The sequence below is a fragment of the Micromonospora inaquosa genome (assembly GCF_003857055.1).
GTDB lineage: Bacteria > Actinomycetota > Actinomycetes > Mycobacteriales > Micromonosporaceae > Micromonospora > Micromonospora inaquosa.
Genome location: NZ_QGSZ01000233.1, coordinates 1 through 15691, shown reverse-complemented (window position 1 = coordinate 15691; position 15691 = coordinate 1). Strand labels below are relative to the sequence as shown.

17 protein-coding genes are annotated in these 15691 nt (G+C 71.7%); 10 read left to right on the top strand and 7 right to left on the bottom strand.

Annotation, left to right across the window (positions count from 1 at the left end; genetic code table 11):
• The first annotated feature begins 20 nt into the window (after window positions 1-20).
• A complete protein-coding gene (locus DLJ59_RS19860) occupies window positions 21-1109 on the top strand; it encodes a DNA glycosylase AlkZ-like family protein (RefSeq protein ID WP_124774136.1) in 1089 nt (362 codons plus the stop codon).
• A gap of 48 nt (window positions 1110-1157) precedes the next feature.
• Here the strand turns inward: DLJ59_RS19860 and DLJ59_RS19855 are convergent, their stop codons facing one another.
• Genes DLJ59_RS19855 through DLJ59_RS19845 form a run of 3 tightly spaced genes read right to left on the bottom strand, consistent with a single transcriptional unit; the run spans window position 1158 to window position 3462 of the window.
• Window positions 1158-2147 carry an ABC transporter permease gene (locus DLJ59_RS19855; protein ID WP_124774135.1) on the bottom strand — a complete coding sequence of 330 codons (990 nt, stop codon included), beginning with the start codon at window positions 2145-2147 and terminating at the stop codon, window positions 1158-1160.
• A complete protein-coding gene (locus DLJ59_RS19850) occupies window positions 2144-3034 on the bottom strand; it encodes an ABC transporter ATP-binding protein (RefSeq protein WP_124774134.1) in 891 nt (296 codons plus the stop codon). Before DLJ59_RS19850 ends, DLJ59_RS19855 begins: the two co-directional genes overlap by 4 nt.
• A gap of 20 nt (window positions 3035-3054) precedes the next feature.
• Window positions 3055-3462 (bottom strand): GntR family transcriptional regulator, encoded by a 408-nt coding sequence (locus DLJ59_RS19845; protein WP_124774133.1) that lies wholly within the window; start codon window positions 3460-3462, stop codon window positions 3055-3057.
• Between the two features lie 213 nt (window positions 3463-3675).
• Between DLJ59_RS19845 and DLJ59_RS19840 the strand changes: the two genes are divergently transcribed.
• Window positions 3676-4944, top strand: a complete 1269-nt coding sequence (locus DLJ59_RS19840; RefSeq protein ID WP_124774132.1) for an Nramp family divalent metal transporter — start codon at window positions 3676-3678, stop codon at window positions 4942-4944.
• Between the two features lie 82 nt (window positions 4945-5026).
• Here the strand turns inward: DLJ59_RS19840 and DLJ59_RS19835 are convergent, their stop codons facing one another.
• Together DLJ59_RS19835 and DLJ59_RS19830 are read right to left on the bottom strand one after the other, a co-directional pair.
• Window positions 5027-5299: a hypothetical protein gene (locus tag DLJ59_RS19835; protein ID WP_124774131.1), complete on the bottom strand. Its 273-nt coding sequence runs from the start codon at window positions 5297-5299 to the stop codon at window positions 5027-5029.
• A gap of 184 nt (window positions 5300-5483) precedes the next feature.
• On the bottom strand, window positions 5484-6446 hold the full coding sequence (locus DLJ59_RS19830; protein WP_124774130.1) for a hypothetical protein: 963 nt from the start codon (window positions 6444-6446) through the stop codon (window positions 5484-5486).
• Window positions 6447-6591: 145 nt separating this feature from the next.
• Between DLJ59_RS19830 and DLJ59_RS19825 the strand changes: the two genes are divergently transcribed.
• The 4 genes from DLJ59_RS19825 (at window position 6592) to DLJ59_RS19810 (ending at window position 10591) form a co-directional block, all read left to right on the top strand.
• On the top strand, window positions 6592-7704 hold the full coding sequence (locus DLJ59_RS19825) for an NHL repeat-containing protein (RefSeq protein ID WP_244236132.1): 1113 nt from the start codon (window positions 6592-6594) through the stop codon (window positions 7702-7704).
• Between the two features lie 29 nt (window positions 7705-7733).
• On the top strand, window positions 7734-8783 hold the full coding sequence (locus DLJ59_RS19820; RefSeq protein WP_124774129.1) for an NAD(P)H-dependent flavin oxidoreductase: 1050 nt from the start codon (window positions 7734-7736) through the stop codon (window positions 8781-8783).
• A 67-nt stretch (window positions 8784-8850) separates the two neighbouring features.
• On the top strand, window positions 8851-9942 hold the full coding sequence (locus DLJ59_RS19815) for an SRPBCC domain-containing protein (protein WP_124774128.1): 1092 nt from the start codon (window positions 8851-8853) through the stop codon (window positions 9940-9942).
• A gap of 13 nt (window positions 9943-9955) precedes the next feature.
• On the top strand, window positions 9956-10591 hold the full coding sequence (locus DLJ59_RS19810) for a CG0192-related protein (RefSeq protein ID WP_124774127.1): 636 nt from the start codon (window positions 9956-9958) through the stop codon (window positions 10589-10591).
• A 54-nt stretch (window positions 10592-10645) separates the two neighbouring features.
• Here the strand turns inward: DLJ59_RS19810 and DLJ59_RS19805 are convergent, their stop codons facing one another.
• Window positions 10646-12682 carry a glycosyl hydrolase family 28-related protein gene (locus DLJ59_RS19805; protein WP_124774126.1) on the bottom strand — a complete coding sequence of 679 codons (2037 nt, stop codon included), beginning with the start codon at window positions 12680-12682 and terminating at the stop codon, window positions 10646-10648.
• A gap of 219 nt (window positions 12683-12901) precedes the next feature.
• Between DLJ59_RS19805 and DLJ59_RS19800 the strand changes: the two genes are divergently transcribed.
• On the top strand, window positions 12902-13984 hold the full coding sequence (locus DLJ59_RS19800; RefSeq protein ID WP_124774125.1) for a PIN domain-containing protein: 1083 nt from the start codon (window positions 12902-12904) through the stop codon (window positions 13982-13984).
• A gap of 280 nt (window positions 13985-14264) precedes the next feature.
• A complete protein-coding gene (locus DLJ59_RS19795; RefSeq protein WP_030335934.1) occupies window positions 14265-14486 on the top strand; it encodes a hypothetical protein in 222 nt (73 codons plus the stop codon).
• Window positions 14487-14615: 129 nt separating this feature from the next.
• Here the strand turns inward: DLJ59_RS19795 and DLJ59_RS19790 are convergent, their stop codons facing one another.
• The gene (locus DLJ59_RS19790) at window positions 14616-14819 is read right to left on the bottom strand and encodes a hypothetical protein (protein WP_124774124.1); all 204 of its coding nucleotides are present in this window, start codon (window positions 14817-14819) and stop codon (window positions 14616-14618) included.
• A 216-nt stretch (window positions 14820-15035) separates the two neighbouring features.
• Here DLJ59_RS19790 and DLJ59_RS19785 point away from each other — a divergent pair, with 216 nt between their 5' ends.
• Together DLJ59_RS19785 and DLJ59_RS36380 are read left to right on the top strand one after the other, a co-directional pair.
• Complete coding sequence (locus tag DLJ59_RS19785) at window positions 15036-15269, top strand: winged helix-turn-helix domain-containing protein (protein WP_124774123.1); 234 nt, start codon at window positions 15036-15038, stop codon at window positions 15267-15269.
• 140 nt (window positions 15270-15409) lie between these two features.
• The gene (locus DLJ59_RS36380) at window positions 15410-15568 is read left to right on the top strand and encodes a hypothetical protein (protein WP_158630876.1); all 159 of its coding nucleotides are present in this window, start codon (window positions 15410-15412) and stop codon (window positions 15566-15568) included.
• Window positions 15569-15691 lie beyond the last annotated feature (123 nt).

Genomic DNA, 15691 nt, shown 5'->3' with positions numbered 1-15691 from the left:
CCGCCGTTAGGCTCGCCGGCGTGGATGTGCACCGACTCGATCGGGCCCAGGCGCGGCGCATCGCCATCCGGGCCCAACTGCTGGCCGCTCCGCGTCCGAGCGACCTCCTCACCGTGGTCCGTCAGCTGACGCTGGTGCAGATCGACCCGACCGCCGCCGTCGCGCCCAGCGCCGACCTCGTCTGCTGGAGCCGGCTCGGCTCGTCGTACCAACCCGCCCAGCTGAGCGTGGCCCTCGAACGGGACCGGACGCTCTTCGAGCACCAGGCCATGGTGCGACCGATGGACGATCTCGGGCTCTTCCTCGCGGCGATGGCGGCGTCGCCCGGTCACCAGCGCCACCGCGAGTGGCTGCGCGCCAACGACTCGTTCCGGCGCGACGTGCTCGACCTGCTCGGCCGTTCCGGTCCGCTGCTCTCCCGCGACATCCCGGACACGAGCGCCGTGCCCTGGCCGTCGTCCGGCTGGACCAACAACCGCAACGTCACCCAGCTGCTGGAGTTCCTGGTCCTGCGCGGCGAGGTAGCGATCGCCGGCCGCCAGGGCCGACAGCGTCTCTGGGACGTGGCGGAGCGGGTCTACCCGGCCGGTGTGCCCGTCGTCGAGCTGGAACAGGCACGCCGGCTCCGCAACGAGCGACGGCTGCGGGCGCTGGGCATCGCGCGGGCGAAGGCGGTCGTGGTCCCCGGCGAGCCGGCCGAGGTCGGCGACGCCGGCGAGCCAGCGATCATTGAGGGCGTCGCGGGGGAGTGGCGGGTGGACCCGGCCGCGCTCGGGCAGCCCTTCACCGGGCGTACGGCGCTGTTGTCGCCGTTCGACCGGCTGGTGCACGACCGGGTCCGTCTCGCGGACCTCTTCGAGTACCAGTACGTGCTGGAGATGTACAAGCCCAGGGCGAGTCGGCGGTGGGGCTACTTCGCATTGCCGATCCTGCACGGCGATCGGCTGGTCGGAAAGGTGGACGCCACGGCCGAGCGTCGGCGCGCCACGCTCACCGTGCACGCCATCCACGAGGATGTGCCCTTCACCCCGGAGGTGACCCGGGCCGTGCACGATGAGCTGCACGACCTCGCGTCCTGGCTGTCGCTGACCGTCGAGGTCGCACGCTGACGGGTGATCGCCGAGGCCCCCGCGCCCCGACGAGCACCCGTCAAGCGGCTAGGCGATCCGCCGGACCCGTCGGATGGCGAGATAGAGCAGCAGCACGGCGAGGGCGACGAAGACGCCGGTCTCGATGCCCTGGAACAGCCAGAACCGGTCCGCCGGCTGGTAGAGCTGCCAGTTGTACGCGCCCGGTTCGAGGCCCAACTCGGCCCCGCAGACCCGACCCTCCGGCCCCTTGCCACCCGACGGGCACTGAATCCGGCCGCCCTCCGCGATCATCGTGCCGTCGGGGTTCCGGACGCCCTGCGCGAGGACCCAGTCTCCCCGGCTGACCTCCGGTGGCCCTTCCCCCTCGATCGGGAAGGTCTGCGTCCGGGCCGGCTGATAGTGCCGTCGGGCCAGCAGCTCCACCGCCGCCCGTACGCCGATGAAGCCGGCGAGGGTGATGCCCATTGCGGGCAGCATCCGCTTCCAGACGGTGCCGGCGAAGACGCCCAGCGCCACGGCGAACAGTGTGTACCCGATCGGGACAATGCCCTGCAGATCGAAGACGATCATGCCGAACCGGCCCTCGTGCGCGGCCTTGGTGAGCGGGTCGACCCACCAGGACATGCCCAGCCCGTAGACCGTCGCGAGGATCAGAACGGACCCGCTCACCAGACCGAACTTCACCAGGGCCCAGCGGGTCCGGCCGACGCCCTGGGTCCAGACGAACCGGTGCGTGCCCTGCTCCACCTCGCGGGCGACCAGTGGCGCACCCCAGAAGAGGCCGATCAGCACCGGCAGGGTGATCAGCAGTACGGCCACCAGACTGAGGTTGCCGTACTGGTTGCCGAAGCGCCGGTAGCCCGCGTCGCACGTCTCCCGGGTTGCCTGCGCCACGTCGGCGCGGGCGAGTTGACTGGCGCAGTCCGTCAGCCCGAGGTCGGAGAAGGTGTGCCGCATCGCCAGGCCGATGGGCACCAGAAGGGCGGCGAGCGCCGCGAGCGCCAGCAGGGTGTAGAACGCCTGCTTGCGGTGTTGCCGCCAGGTCAGCCAGATCATGCCGGCACCCCCCACTCGCTGTGACTGGTCTGCGTGGTGCCGTCGGCCAGGTAGGCCAGCACGACGTCCTCCAGGCTGACCTCGCGGACCGTCCAGGCCGGATCGGTGACCGGCCCGTCGGTGCGGACGAGCAGTGTGGACTGCCGGTCGGTGTGGCTGGCCCGGACCACTGCGGCGACGCCCCCGACAGCGCCGCCGTCGTGGCGCGGCCCGACGAGCTGCCGGTGCTCGCTGACCAGGTCGTCGACCGCGCCGGTGAGCTGCACCTGCGAGGCGTTCAGCACGATCAGGTAGTCGCAGACGCGTTCCAGGTCGGCCAGCAGGTGCGACGAGAGCAGGACTGTGGTGCCCGACTCCGCGACGCTACCCATCAGCGACTGGAGGAACTCCCGTCGAGCCAGCGGGTCGAGGCTGGCGACCGGTTCGTCGAGCAGCAGCAGCCGCGGCTGTTTGGCCAGTGCCAGGGCGAGCGCGACCTGGGCTCGTTGACCGCCGGAGAGCTTGCCGACCGGCTTGTCCGGCGGTATGCCGAGCTGGGCCAGCCGCTGACGGGCCAACGTCGCGTCCCACCGCCTGTTCAGCTTGCCGCCGGCGATGACCAACTCGGCCGCCGTGAAGTCCCGGTACAGCGGGGTGTCCTGGGCGACGAAGCCGATGTCGGCCAGGCCCTCGGTGTCGCCGTAGGGGGACCGGCCGAACACCCGGACCGTGCCGGCGTCGGGCTTGAGCAGCCCGACGGCCAGGTGCAACAGCGTGCTCTTGCCCGCGCCGTTCGGCCCGACCAAGGCGGCGATCCGGCCGGCCGGCAGATGCAGCGAGCAGTCCCGCAACGCCCAGGTGCTGCCGTACCGCTTGCCGAGCCGGTCGGTCTCCAAGACCATGTCCATCCTCTGTCCTCTCGTTCCGCTCATGCGGGCTCCTTCTGCGGGGCGTCGTCGGTGAGGGTGGCGCGCAGCGTCGTCTCCACGAGGGCGATGACGTCCTCGGCCGTGAGGCCGGCGGCCTGCGCCCGGTGCAGCCAGGCGACCAGGTCGTCGCGCAGCTCGGCCTGGTTGGGCAGGGACGCCCCGGCCAGGGTGCGCTGGACAAAGGTGCCCACCCCGGGTCGGCCGCCGACCAGACCCTCGATCTCCAACTCCCGGTACGCCTTCAGCACCGTGTTCGGGTTGATCGCCAGGGATTGCGCGACGTCCCGGACCTTCGGCAACTGGTCTCCCGGCGTCAGCAGGCCGACCCGCAGCGCCTGTTTCACCTGCTGCACGAGCTGCATGTAGGTGTTCACCTTCGACCGGCTGTCCAGTACGAACTCGATCACTCGCGATGATCCTTCCTGTTGTCCTACGACAGTAGGACTAATAGACAGCTTCATTGCTGACCTTCCGGCTGTCAAGCCCGACCCGCAACGTTCAGCACATCCGGCCCCCGTGGCGGCCCGACCCGGGTGGCACCGGCGGGCCAGGTGTTGGCACCGAGGGGCCAGCCGGCGGGGAAGGGACCGGCAGCGATCCGCGCGGACGGGAGGGGTTCGATGGTCACCAACGAACTGACGACGTCGAGGACGACTCCACTACAGGCCGCTCGCGCCCGGGGCCGCGTACGCGGTCGGCTGATCCTGCTCGGCCCGGCCTTCGTCGCCGCCGTCGCCTACGTCGATCCCGGCAACTTCGCCACCAACTCCGCCGCCGGCGCCCGCTACGGGTACCTGCTGGTCTGGGTCGTGGTGGTGGCCAACCTGATGGCGATGCTGGTGCAGACACTCACCGCGAAGCTGGGTCTGGCCACCGGGCGCAGCCTGCCCGAGCTGTGTCGGGAGCGCCTACCCCGGCCGGTGAACCGGATGATGTGGGTGCAGGCCGAACTGGTCGCCATGGCCACCGACCTGGCCGAGGTGATCGGTGGCGCGGTTGCCCTGTACCTGCTCTTCGGCATCCCCCTGCTGCCCGGCGGGCTCATCATCGGCACGGCCGCGTTCGCCGTGCTCGCGCTGCGCTCACGCGGTTACCGCGCCTTCGAGGTCGCCATCGCCGTCCTGCTCGGTGTGATCGTGCTGGCCTTCGCCGCCAACCTGCTCGCCTCCGGCTCCGATCCCGGCTCGGCCATGGCGGGTCTGGTGCCGCGCCTGCAGGGCACAGACAGCGTGCTGCTGGCCGCCGGCATCCTCGGCGCGACCGTCATGCCGCACGTCATCTACGTGCACTCCGCGCTCACCCGTGACCGCATTCCCGCCGCCGACGACGCCGAGCGCCGGATCCTGTTCCGTGGCCAGCGCGCCGACGTACTGCTCGCCCTGAGCGCGGCCGGCGCGGTCAACCTCGCCATGCTGCTGATCGCCGCAGCCAGCTTCCGGGGCGGCGGCCCGGGCGGCGCGGACAGCCTGGAGGGGGTACACGCCGGGCTCGGCCAGACCATCGGGACCGCCGCCGCGTTCGGGTTCGCCGTCGCCCTGCTGGTCTCGGGGCTCGCCTCCACCAGCGTCGGCACCTACGCCGGAGAAGTGATCATGCAGGGCTTCCTGCGGCGGCGGATTCCGCTGCTGCTGCGTCGGCTGGTCACTCTGCTGCCCGCGCTGGGGGTGCTCGCCATCGGCCTCGACCCGACCCGGGCGCTCGTGCTGTCCCAGGTCATCCTCAGCTTCGGCATCCCGTTCGCACTGATCCCGGTGGTCGCCTTCACCCGCCGCCGCGACCTGATGGGCAACCTCGTCAACCACCCGCTCACCACCGCCGCCGCGTCCCTCGTGGCGGTGTTGGTGGTCGCGCTCAACGCGTTCCTCCTCTGGCAGGTCGTCACCGGTTGAGCCGGCCGACCAGCTCAGCCGGTTGAGCCGGCCGGTCGGCGCAGCCGGTCAGCGCCGGCCGGGCCGGCGGGAGCGGGCGTGCTCAGGTGCGACGCCCCTCGTCACGGACCGGGATCTCCTGGCGCTGTTCGAGGGCGTCCGCCGGGTTGGCGTCGGCCGGCAGCGACGTCACCTCCTCGAGCGTGCCCGCCGGGAAGGCGCCCTGCTCGGCCAGGTCGGCCTCGGCCGCCTCCGGGTCCACGTCACCCGACACCCGGTCCGGAGGCCCGACGTCGAACGCGTCCTGTCGTTGCTCAAGGGCATCCGCCTCCGGAGGAGGGATCGTGCCGCCCTGTTCATCCCGGTACGTGCTCATCGGAGCCTCCCACCCGGCGGGTGTCGACATGCCGCCGGGCCGCTGCCTACCCGCCACCGCCGCACTCAGGCCGCCAGGCCGGTCAAGATATCGGCAGTTTTCGGAACGGGGCTGCCGGTGTCACGCCCTCGGTGGCAGTGGCCGGGGCCGGGGCCGGGCGGGTCGTGACCCCGTCCGACGGCGGTCAGTCGGCCGTCGCCTCGGCGCTGGCGCCCCGACGGGATCCGGCAGCCAGCCCCAGCGCCAGCAGCACGCACACCGCGCCGACCAGGAAGAGCAGCGAGGCGCTCGGCTGGCCCAGCCACTCCCAGTACGGGTGCCACGCCGGGTGCGGCTCGCCAAGGTGGTGCCCCAGCAGGGTCGGGACGCTCAGCAGCACCGGCAGCCACCACAGCACCATGGCCACCCCGACCAGTCCGTGCACCGCGCCGCGGCGTCGGCGCCCCTCGGTGCGTCGGCTCGCCCAGCCGAAGACCAGCCAACCGGCCACCGCGCCCGACACCGTGCCGAGCACTCCGGCGGGGACCACCAGGGGCGGCGGCGCGCGGTGCAGCTCCACCGACAGGTAGGTGGCGTCGGCGGCTGTCTGCGAGGAGATCGAGGCGTTCAGGATGGTGTCGCCACGTCGGGCGGTCACGGCGGTGTCGGTGACCGCCTGCGGGGTGGCGCACATCTTGTCCGCGCAGCTGACGCGATCCGACACCTGCGGGTCGTACACCCGCCAGCCGGCACCGGTCAGGCGCTCCCGGGCCACCGCGAGGATCTGCTCGACGGGCGCCGGTGGTGCGCCGAGGGCGCCGGCGCCGGTGGCGCTCTCCTGGTACTCGCCGCCGTCACCGAACAACAGGGTCTTGACGGTCTTCAGGCGCAGCGCGTGCCCGTAGACGACGAAGAGCGCCGGCGGGGTGTCGATCTCACCGAGGTCGTGCCCGGGAAAGACCTCGGTGAGGATGGCGGCGGCCTCGGCCCGGTCGGGCTGTGGTCGAGACGTCTCCCAGGCGGCCCGGCTCGTCAGCGCGCCGGTGAAGAGGCCGCAGATGATCGCTGCGAGCGACACCCACGCGACGGCGCCACCGGTCGGGCGGCCGAGGCGGCGCAGCAACCCTCGCCCGAATCGGCTGGCCGGCGCGGTGTCGTTCACGGACATGGACAGCCTCCGGCTTCAGAATCAGGCGGGGCGACAGTACATCGACCAGGGGCCCGGGCGCGTCCCCCCGATGACCGCCGCCGGTGGCCGGGATCGGCCAGGATGGGCGGGTGGCCGCTCACGGCCGCGACGAGGAGGGTGGGCGATGCGGGTACGCGGACGGTTGACCTGGGGGCGGCGTGCTCGTGCGGGGGCGGTGCTGACCGCGTTGCTCGCCGGCGCGCTGCCGCCGGCCGTGGTGCTGGTGCCGGGCACCGCCACGGCGGGCACGGCGGCGGGGACGCCGGTCTGCCAGGTGCGCGACGACCGGCTCCGCGAGATCTCCGGGATGGTCGCCAGCGACGACGGGTACGTGGTGATCAACGACGGGGCCGACGACGAGGCCCGCCGTCGGATCTTCTTCCTCGACCAGCGTTGCGCGGTGGTGCGAACGGTCTCCTTCCCGTCCCGGCCCCGCGACACCGAGGACCTGGCCATCGGCCGGGACGGCACCATCTGGGTCGCTGACATCGGCGACAACGACCGCTCCCGGCCGACGGTCGGGGTGTGGCGGCTCGCGCCGGGGGCGAAGCAGCCGGTGCTGCACCGGATGACCTACCCGGACCGTCCGCACGACGCCGAGGCGCTGCTGCTCGACGCGTCCGGTCGGCCGTTGATCATCACCAAGGGTGGCAGTGGCACCGTCTTCCTGTACGCGCCGACCACCGCGCTGCGGGCGGACGCGACGACACCGCTGACCGCGCTCGGCCAGGTGACCCTGCCGACGACCACGACCAGCAACCCGTTCTCCTTCCTGGGACGCGGGGTGATCACCGGCGCGGCGAGCGCACCGGACGGACGGCGGGTGGCGCTGCGCAGCTACGCCGACGCCTTCGAGTACGACGTGCCCGACGGCGACGTGGTCCGCGCGTTGACCACCGGCACTGCGCGGGTCACCCCGTTGCCGGACGAGCCCCAGGGCGAGTCGATCACCTACAGTCGCGACGGCCGGTCCTTGCTCACCGTCTCCGAGTCCGCTGGTCAACCATCCGGCACCCGCTCGACCATCCTGCGCTACCCGGCCACGGCCACCACGGCCACCGCCGCACCCCTGACGGAGTCCGCCGCGCCGGCGTTGTCCACCCTGGCCCGTCCGATCGCCGAGGACACCACCGGGCTGGGTGGGTGGACCTGGCCGCTGGCGGCCGGTGCCGGGGTTCTGCTGGTCCTGCTCGGGCTGGCCGGCGTGCTGCGGTGGAGGCACACCGCGCGCCGGTGAACGGACCGGGCCTGCGGCAGGATGAGGGGATGTCCGTCCTGTCCGCGTTGCGCCACCCGATCATTGTCGCCCCGATGGCCGGCGGCCCGTCCACCCCCGAACTGGTGGCCGCCGTGTCCGCGGCCGGTGGACTGGGCTTCCTCGCCGCCGGGATGATCGACACCGACCGGCTGGTCGCCGACGTCGCCGAGGTCCGCGCGCACACCGATCGGCCGTTCGGTGTCAACGTCTTCCTGCCCGACCCCGGCGGCGTCGACGAGGCCGCCATCCGGGCGTACGCCGAACGGCTCGCCCCGCGGGCCGCGCAGCGCGGGGTGAGCCTGGGCGAACCGGCGGGCGGCGACGACGCGTACCCGGAGAAGTTGGCCGCGCTGCTCGCGGACCCGGTCCCGGTGGTGTCCTTCGTGTTCGGTCTGCCCGACCGGGCGGCGGTGACCGCCCTGCGCGAGCGGGGCACCGAGGTGTGGGCCACTGTCACCCGCCCGGACGCGGCTACCGCCGCCGCCGACCTGGGTGTCGACGCGGTGGTGGTGCAGGGCACCGAGGCCGGTGGGCATCGCGGCGGCCTGCCGGACGACGACGACTACGGGCTGCTGCCGCTGCTCCGGCTGACCGCCGAGCGTTGTGACCGGCCGCTGGTGGCCGCGGGCGGCCTCGTCGACGGTCCCGCGGTGGCCGCCGTGCTGGCTGCCGGCGCCGCCGCCGCGCAACTCGGCACGGCCTTCCTGCGCTGCCCGGAGGCGGGCACCTCGCCGATGCACCGGGCGGCGGTGGCCGGTGCCACGCCGACCGCGTTGACCCGGTCGTTCACCGGTAAGCGGGCCCGCGGCGTGGCCAACGACTTCCTGCGCCAACACGACGCGATGGCGCCGCGCGGTTACCCCCAGGTGCTGCACCTGACGCGCCCACTGCTCGCCGCCGCGCGGCGCGACGGGGACGCGTCGGTGGCCAACCTGTGGGCGGGGCAGGCGCACCCGCTGGCCCGGGACCTGCCGGCGGCGCAGGTGGTCGCCGAGCTGAGTGCCGACGCCCGGGCCGCGCTGGCCACAGTGGTCGAACGGTTGAATCGCTGGGGCTGATCAGGGCGCCGTCGACCGGCTCGGGCGGGCGGGACAGGCCGGGCGGGCAACCGGTTAGAGTCTCGCCGTGATCGAGATCGGTGCGCAGGTCGACCTGTCCCACCCGGCTGAGCGGGTCTGGCTCGCCCTGACCGACCGGGAGTTGCTCGGCCGGTGGTTCGCCGAGGCCGAGACGGTCGAGGGCGTACCGGACCGGATGCTGCTGCACACGGTCGGCCTGCCCGGCTTCGAGGCCAACGTCGAGGTCGAGGTGACCGAGCGGCAGGAGCCGGATCTCCTCGTGCTGGCCTGCGACGAGGCCGGCCGGCTCAGCGAGCTGACCTGCGCGGTCACGGCCACCAAGCAGGGCTGCCGGCTGGAGCTCCGGGAGGTCAGCACGCACGGCGCGTGGTCCGCCGAGCAGCACGGGCCCCGCGAGCAACAGCTGCGGCAGGCGCTGACCGTGCGGCTGCCGGCCATCCTCGACTGGCTCGCGTTCCAGCAGGTCGACCTGCGCCGCGCCGACGGCGGGATGACCGCGGAACTGCCTCTGGTCGGCGTACGTGGCAGGGCCGGCCGCAACCCCCGTCGGCGTCGCACGGTGCTCGCCGTGGTCGCCGGCGCTGTGCTGGTGGCGGGGACGGCGGCATGGGTGACGTTGCCGCCTGACTCGAAGCCGACCGCCGCGCCCGCGCCGACCGCGACGGAGTCGCCGACCGTGACGGCCGGCCGGACCGCCGTCGCGCCCACGGCATCCTCTTCGACGCGCCCCGCCCGGGCCACCGCGTCGGCGACCACCCGACCGAGCCGGACCCCGTCGGCGAAGCCCTCGCGGACGCCCGCGTCGGCTGCGCCGCCCCCGCCGCCGGCGCCCGTGACGGCCCGCTACGAGACCGAGTCCAGCCGACTGTTCGGCTACACCGGCGAGATCGTGGTCGGCAATCCCGGCGGCGCGCCGGTGGCCGACTGGGCGGTGGTGGTCACCCTCGCCGAGGGCACCACCGTCGACGACGTCGACGGCGCGAACTGGCGACAGGACCGGCGGGTGATCACCTTCACCGGAGCCGCCGTGGCTGCCGGAGGATCCCGGACGATCAGCTTCGATGTTCGCGACAGCCGGCCGAAGGCCCGGGAGCCGGAGAGCTGCACGATCGGCGGGCAACAGTGCGCGGGCCTCTGACTAGGCTGCCGTCATGGCACTGCTGCACAGGGCGACCCTGCGCCCCACGAAGTTGGACCTGCTGACGGCCTGGCTGCCCGGCAAACCCTGGTACGCCGGACCGGCGGGGGTCGAGGTGGTGAGCCGGGGGGCTTACCGCTTCGACGACCCGGACGGCGAGGTCGGCATCGAGACGATGCTGGTCGGGGCGGCCGACGGGCCGGTCCACCAGGTCCCCCTCACCTACCGTGCCAGCCCTCTCGACGGTGCCGAGGACTGGCTGGTCGGCACGACCGAGCACTCGGTGCTCGGCCCGCGCTGGGTGTACGACGGCTGCGCCGACCCGGTGTACGCCGCCGCGCTCGCCCACGCGATCCTCGCCGGCAGCGGTCAGGCGGAGCAGTACATCGAGGTCGACGGCCGGCGCGAGGTGCGTGAGCCGACGGTGACGATCGTCGTCAGCGGGACCGGCAACGACAACCTGCCCTCGGTCGGCGCCCTGCGCCGGCTCGTCGACGAGGACAGCACGCTCATCAGCACCGATACCGTCGAGCTGGTCGTCGTCCGGCGGCCGGGCGCCGGCGCCGTCGGGGCAACCGGGGCCACGCTGAGCGGCAGCTGGGATGGTCAGCAGACCAGCGTGCCACTGGCGTACGCCCGGGTGCGCTGACCCGCCCGTCCTGAGTGTGCGGTGGGCGGCCCGGATCCCGGCCGCCCACCGCGTTCACCACCGCGAAGGAGGCGGGGGCGGCGACACGGGTGGCCGGTCGTCGCAGGTGATGGTGTTGGGCAGCAGCCACGGCGCGAGCCATCCGCCGTCGTTGCCGCCGAGGTCGGTCAGTGTGAACTCCGAGCCGGCCGGGGTGAAGTGGAACGATCCGCAGTTGTTGACGCCGACCGCGCCCACGTTGCGGGCGTCCACGTTGGCGAACGTGGCGGACCCGGCCGCGCGGGCGCTGACCACCGAGGTGCCGGTGCCGTCGACCCGGACGTCGCGGAACCGCACGTCGGAGATCGAGTAGAGGTCCTTCACCGGCCAGTCGCTGACCAGCATGATCGCGTTGTACGTGTTGTCCAGGTACGCGTCGCCGGTCACCTCGACGCGGGCCTCGATGCTGCGATCCAGAGCGAAGATCCAGATCGCTCCCAGCCCGATGTTCCAGTTCAGCTCGTACGTGCCGGCGCGGGCGGTGGTGTTGTTGGTGAACCGCAGGTGCCCGGTGAACGGCTCCGCGCCGAAGCGGGACCCGGCGTGCAGACCGCTGCCCTCGCGTACCGGGTCGGCGACCAGGTTGTGCGAGACGGTGGTGTCGGTGCCGCCGTAGATGGCGATGCCGTTGGCCAGGGTCGGTGACTGCACCGTGTTGTGGTCGAACGTGTTCCGCGCGTTGGCCGTCCTCTCCGACCACATGGCCAGGCCGTCGTCGCCGGTGTTGCGGACGAAGTTGTGCGACACCAGCGAGTCGGTCACACCGGTGTGGAAGTTGAGCGCGTCGGCGATCTGGTCGACGATGATGTTGTTGGTGACGCGGACGTTGCGCATCGGGCCGTCGAACCACAGGCCCGCCTTGGTGTGGTGCAGGTAGAGCCCGTCGATGGTGGAGTTGCTCATCGCCCCACCGATCGCGTTGACCTGGTCGGTGTCAATGCGTTCCCGCACGTCGCCCTCGATGGCGAAGCCGGAGAGGTGCACGTTGCGGCTGCCGCCGTCGGCGGCGTCCCGACCGTAGAACCCGACTCCGGTGTGCACCGAGCCGTCCGGCGCGGGGGTCGGCAGGGCGACCTCGCGCCCCTTGATGATGGTGTACCAGTTGCCGGCGCCCTCGATGGTCACGTCGTCGACGATGATGTGCCGGTTGACCTGGTAGGTGCCCGGTGGGATGTACACAGTGAGGTGGGCGCGCCGGGCGAAGGCGATGGCCCGGTCCAGCGCGTCGGCGGAGTCCCGCCGGCCGGTCGGGTCGGCGCCGAAGGCGAGCACGTTCGCCGCGAGCAGCCGGACGTGCGGCGGTGCGACCAACTCGGAGTCGAGCAGGTCGATGACCGTCCAGGCGGCGGCGCTGCCGGGCGGCGCGGTGAGCCGGACCCTGTCGCCGGCGCGGTAGGTACGCCCGAGCAGCAGCCGCTGCTCGTCGTAGAAGTGGGTGGGCCGGAACGGCGTGCTGATGCTCGGGTACGGCGTGGTGGCCGACGGGACGCACTGGCACTCGGTGATCCACCAGTCCGGGTGCAGCAGCCCGGCCTGTGGGTCGTTGGTGAACGGGTACTGGTTGTAGAGCCATGAGTACTGCGACGTGAGTGTCATGGTGCGCAGGTGCTTGCCGTTGACAGCGACCTTCAGGGGCGCGGTGATCCCACCACCCTGCGGCGCGTCCGGGATGCTGTACCGCACGGTGATCCCGTTCGCCGCGCTGGGCAGGACGAACTCCACGTACTCCCCGGGGGTGAGCCGGACCGCCCGGCGTCCGGAGGCCTCCGCGGGCAGCGTGTAGGCGGACCGGTCGGGCCCGATGATCTCGCCGTTGGTGCGGGCGTTCTCGGCTTCCTGCTCAAGGAAGTCGACGTCCGCGCCGCGTCCGGCGACCAGCGCCGGGTCGAGGGCGGCCCGGGTGACCACCGGCCGTGCGCCGGCGGACGTCGGTGGACTGGCGGTGGCCGAGGTGGGTCCGGCGACCAGCACGGCGAGACCGGCCGCGAGCGCGACGGCGGTGCCGCTGGGCCGGCGGGGGTGTCCCCGCGCCGGCGTGAGGCTGCGAAACATCGGTGACCCTCCTGAATGGGTGGTGGTGGAGGTCCGCCTGGCGCTCCCCCGACGCCCGACATTGATCGTCATGATGCAGCACCAGACATGGCACTGCAAGACACCTATCGAACAACGAAAATTGACGACTGTCAGGCCGCAAGAAATGGACGGTCGACGAGTTGAGGTGTCGCGCGTCGCCCGCCCCGACCAGCTCACGCCCGGCGTAGGCTGGTCCGCGTGGATCAAGAAGACCGGATCGCCCTATTTCTCGACTACGAGAACCTCGCGTTGGGCGCGCGTGATCACCGTGGCGGCGCGGCCTTCGACTTCCGGCCCATCGCCGACGCGCTGGCCGAACGAGGTCGGGTGGTGGTCCGCCGGGCGTACGCCGACTGGTCCTACTTCGACGAGGACCGCCGGATGCTCACCCGGTCCCACGTCGAGCTGATCGAGATCCCGCAGCGGATGGGCGCGTCCCGGAAGAACGCCGCGGACATCAAGATGGCCGTCGACGCGATCGAGTTGGCGTTCGAGCGCGACTACATCTCCACCTTCGTGATCTGTAGTGGGGACAGCGACTTCACCCCGCTGGTGCACAAGCTGCGCGAGTTGAACAAGCGGGTCATCGGCGTCGGGGTCGAGGGGTCCACCTCGGGGCTGCTCCCCCCGGCGTGCGACGAGTTCCTCTACTACGACCGGCTGGAGGGCGTGGACATCCCGCCGGCCCGTGGTCGGCGTACTCGGGCCACCACCCGGCAGGCCGGCGCGGAACAGCGCCCACCCGAGCCGGAGCAGGAGGTGGACCGTCGCCCGCAGGATGCGGAGCCCGATCGGGACGTGGACGCGCTCGCCGTGCTCGTCGCCCAGTCGGTCGCCGGACTGCAGGGCAGCGCCAACGGTGAGGTCACCGCCTCCCGACTCAAACGCACCCTGCTGCGCAAGGACCCGACCTTCAGTGAGTCCGACTACGGCTTCCGCACCTTCGGCGAGCTGCTGCGCCACCTCGCCGAACGCAACGTGATCGAGCTGGCCGAGGGCCCGGCCAAGGGTGACCCCGAGGTCTCGCTGCCCGAGCACGGCGACCGCGAGGTGGCATTCGGCCTGCTCCGGGGCGTCGTGGCGGACCTGGGCAGCGGCGGCAACCCGGTGGCGCTGTCCGGGTTGAAGAACCAGGTACGCCGTGCCCGTCCGGACTTCAGCGAGAAGAAGCTCGGCTACCGCAGCTTCCTGCAGTTCTGCAAGGCGGCCGCCACCGCCGGCGTACTGGACCTGCGCTGGAGCCCCGAGGCCGACGACTACCTCCTGACAACCCACCCCTGACCCCCACCCCCACCCTCTCCGCGTTGATCAAGAAGTTTGCGTCATCGGGGGCTCGATTCGTGACGCAGACTTCTTGATCAACAGCGGGTTTGGCGGTGGGAGTTGCGGGGAGGAGGCAGAGTGGGGGTTCCTGATTCGCAAGTCAGGGGCGGGAGAACCGCCCGTTATGGTTGCGAACCGCCAACGGTTGGGCCGAAATGCGCCCGGATTGTCGCTCCTGCCCCGGTCCGGGCATACCTGCGCCGTACCCTCGGCGCGGGAATTGCTATACGGTCGGCGAATGAAGGTGGAGGAGCACTGGTGGAACGGAGACACGACCCCGCGCGGGCGCCGGGACGTGTATATCCGTACTGACGGGCAGGGTTGGGAGGTCCGCGCCCAGATCGGTGGGGCGTCGGGTCGTGAGCGGGTGCAGCAGTGCCCCAGCCGGGCCTCGGCGGCCATCCTCGCCGACGCCTGGCGCGGCACCCACCCATCCTGGCGCGAGCTGAAGCAGCGCTGATCCGGCACCGGGCCGGGTCGGCAACGCTCCCGGGTTCCAGCCCGGCGCGACCGCCGACCGGCCCGGCGCTCGGTACGTTGGTGCTGAAAGCGCGCAGCGGTCTTCCTCTGGCCGCGTCCAGCTCGCAGGTCACCGCTTCTGCAGCATGACGGAAGCGACGTCGGCCAGAAGCGCCAATGCCCAATCCAGTTGCGGGCAGTTGTCGCGACCCCTGCACTCAAGGCAACCGCCGGCTCGCCACGGTCTGTCATGCGCCCGAGTCCAGTGCGTATTCAGTACCCGTTCGGCCGTGAACAACTCGGTCGCCTTGGATATGGGCTCGTCGATCGGCATGATCGGTAACCTTCCGCGAGACGCGATCAGGCTCGCCCAAGGGGCAACGTGTTCAGCGTCGTCTCCGGGCGGGGGTGGTCGGGCCCGCCGCTTGCCGAACGAAGGAACGACCACTGCTGTCGACCTTAGAGACCTTTAGTACCTAAGGCAATGTTGGTCTTGAGGGCGTGTTGGCAGCGTGATCCGATGGAAGGTGCCGAACGAAGGAACCTTCACATGCCCATACCTACCGGCGGATACCGCGAGGTGGCCGAGGACCTCGCCGCTCGCATCAAGAGCGGCGAGTACGCGGCAGGGGAGCGTCTGCCCACCTACAACGAACTATCGGACCTTTACGACGTCAGCGTGACCACGGTCCAGCGGGCGATCATCGTTCTCCAGACTCGTGGCCTGGTGGTGGGTCTACAGGGCCGCGGCCTGTGGGTCGCCGAGGACGTTCCATCTACGTGATCAGGTGTTGAGGAATAGGTTTCGGAGAGCGGATTCAGTTACTTTTCATCACATCATCAAGGGATGGCGGCAGACCTCGTGTCTCCGCCCGCAGGCTGGGTATTCGGAGGGCTACCGGTCGCGCCCGATGGAGGTCGCCCATGTCGCAGGGCCCCGATGAGGAGAACCCCAGGCTCGACGAGGAGATCCGGGAGGCCGAGCGCCGGCTCGCCAACCTCACCACCTCGTCGGACGACGCGCTGACCGACGACGACGCCCGGGCGCCGGACGACGCCCGCTCCGAGGAGAACGCCGACTAGTAGTGCTTTGTTAGGTCGGCGTGTCGTGGGGTCATCGGGGCGGTCTGGGTAGTTCGATGTTGCGGTGACCCCTGACGAGCTTTCGGTTGTGCGGCAACGGCTTGAAGCGTTCGCCGTGGATGT

Bases quoted from the DNA above. Each gene is read 5' to 3' on its own strand.
- DLJ59_RS19825 (WP_244236132.1), top strand. From the start codon at position 6,592: ATGCGGGTACGCGGACGGTTGACCTGGGGGCGGCGTGCTCGTGCGGGG.
- DLJ59_RS19835 (WP_124774131.1), bottom strand. From the start codon at position 5,299: ATGAGCACGTACCGGGATGAACAGGGCGGCACGATCCCTCCTCCGGAG.
- DLJ59_RS19805 (WP_124774126.1), bottom strand. From the start codon at position 12,682: ATGTTTCGCAGCCTCACGCCGGCGCGGGGACACCCCCGCCGGCCCAGC.
- DLJ59_RS19840 (WP_124774132.1), top strand. From the start codon at position 3,676: ATGGTCACCAACGAACTGACGACGTCGAGGACGACTCCACTACAGGCC.
- DLJ59_RS19790 (WP_124774124.1), bottom strand. From the start codon at position 14,819: ATGCCGATCGACGAGCCCATATCCAAGGCGACCGAGTTGTTCACGGCC.
- DLJ59_RS19810 (WP_124774127.1), top strand. From the start codon at position 9,956: ATGGCACTGCTGCACAGGGCGACCCTGCGCCCCACGAAGTTGGACCTG.
- DLJ59_RS19855 (WP_124774135.1), bottom strand. From the start codon at position 2,147: ATGATCTGGCTGACCTGGCGGCAACACCGCAAGCAGGCGTTCTACACC.
- DLJ59_RS36380 (WP_158630876.1), top strand. From the start codon at position 15,410: ATGTCGCAGGGCCCCGATGAGGAGAACCCCAGGCTCGACGAGGAGATC.
- DLJ59_RS19795 (WP_030335934.1), top strand. From the start codon at position 14,265: ATGAAGGTGGAGGAGCACTGGTGGAACGGAGACACGACCCCGCGCGGG.
- DLJ59_RS19785 (WP_124774123.1), top strand. From the start codon at position 15,036: ATGCCCATACCTACCGGCGGATACCGCGAGGTGGCCGAGGACCTCGCC.
- DLJ59_RS19820 (WP_124774129.1), top strand. From the start codon at position 7,734: ATGTCCGTCCTGTCCGCGTTGCGCCACCCGATCATTGTCGCCCCGATG.
- DLJ59_RS19850 (WP_124774134.1), bottom strand. From the start codon at position 3,034: ATGGACATGGTCTTGGAGACCGACCGGCTCGGCAAGCGGTACGGCAGC.
- DLJ59_RS19830 (WP_124774130.1), bottom strand. From the start codon at position 6,446: ATGTCCGTGAACGACACCGCGCCGGCCAGCCGATTCGGGCGAGGGTTG.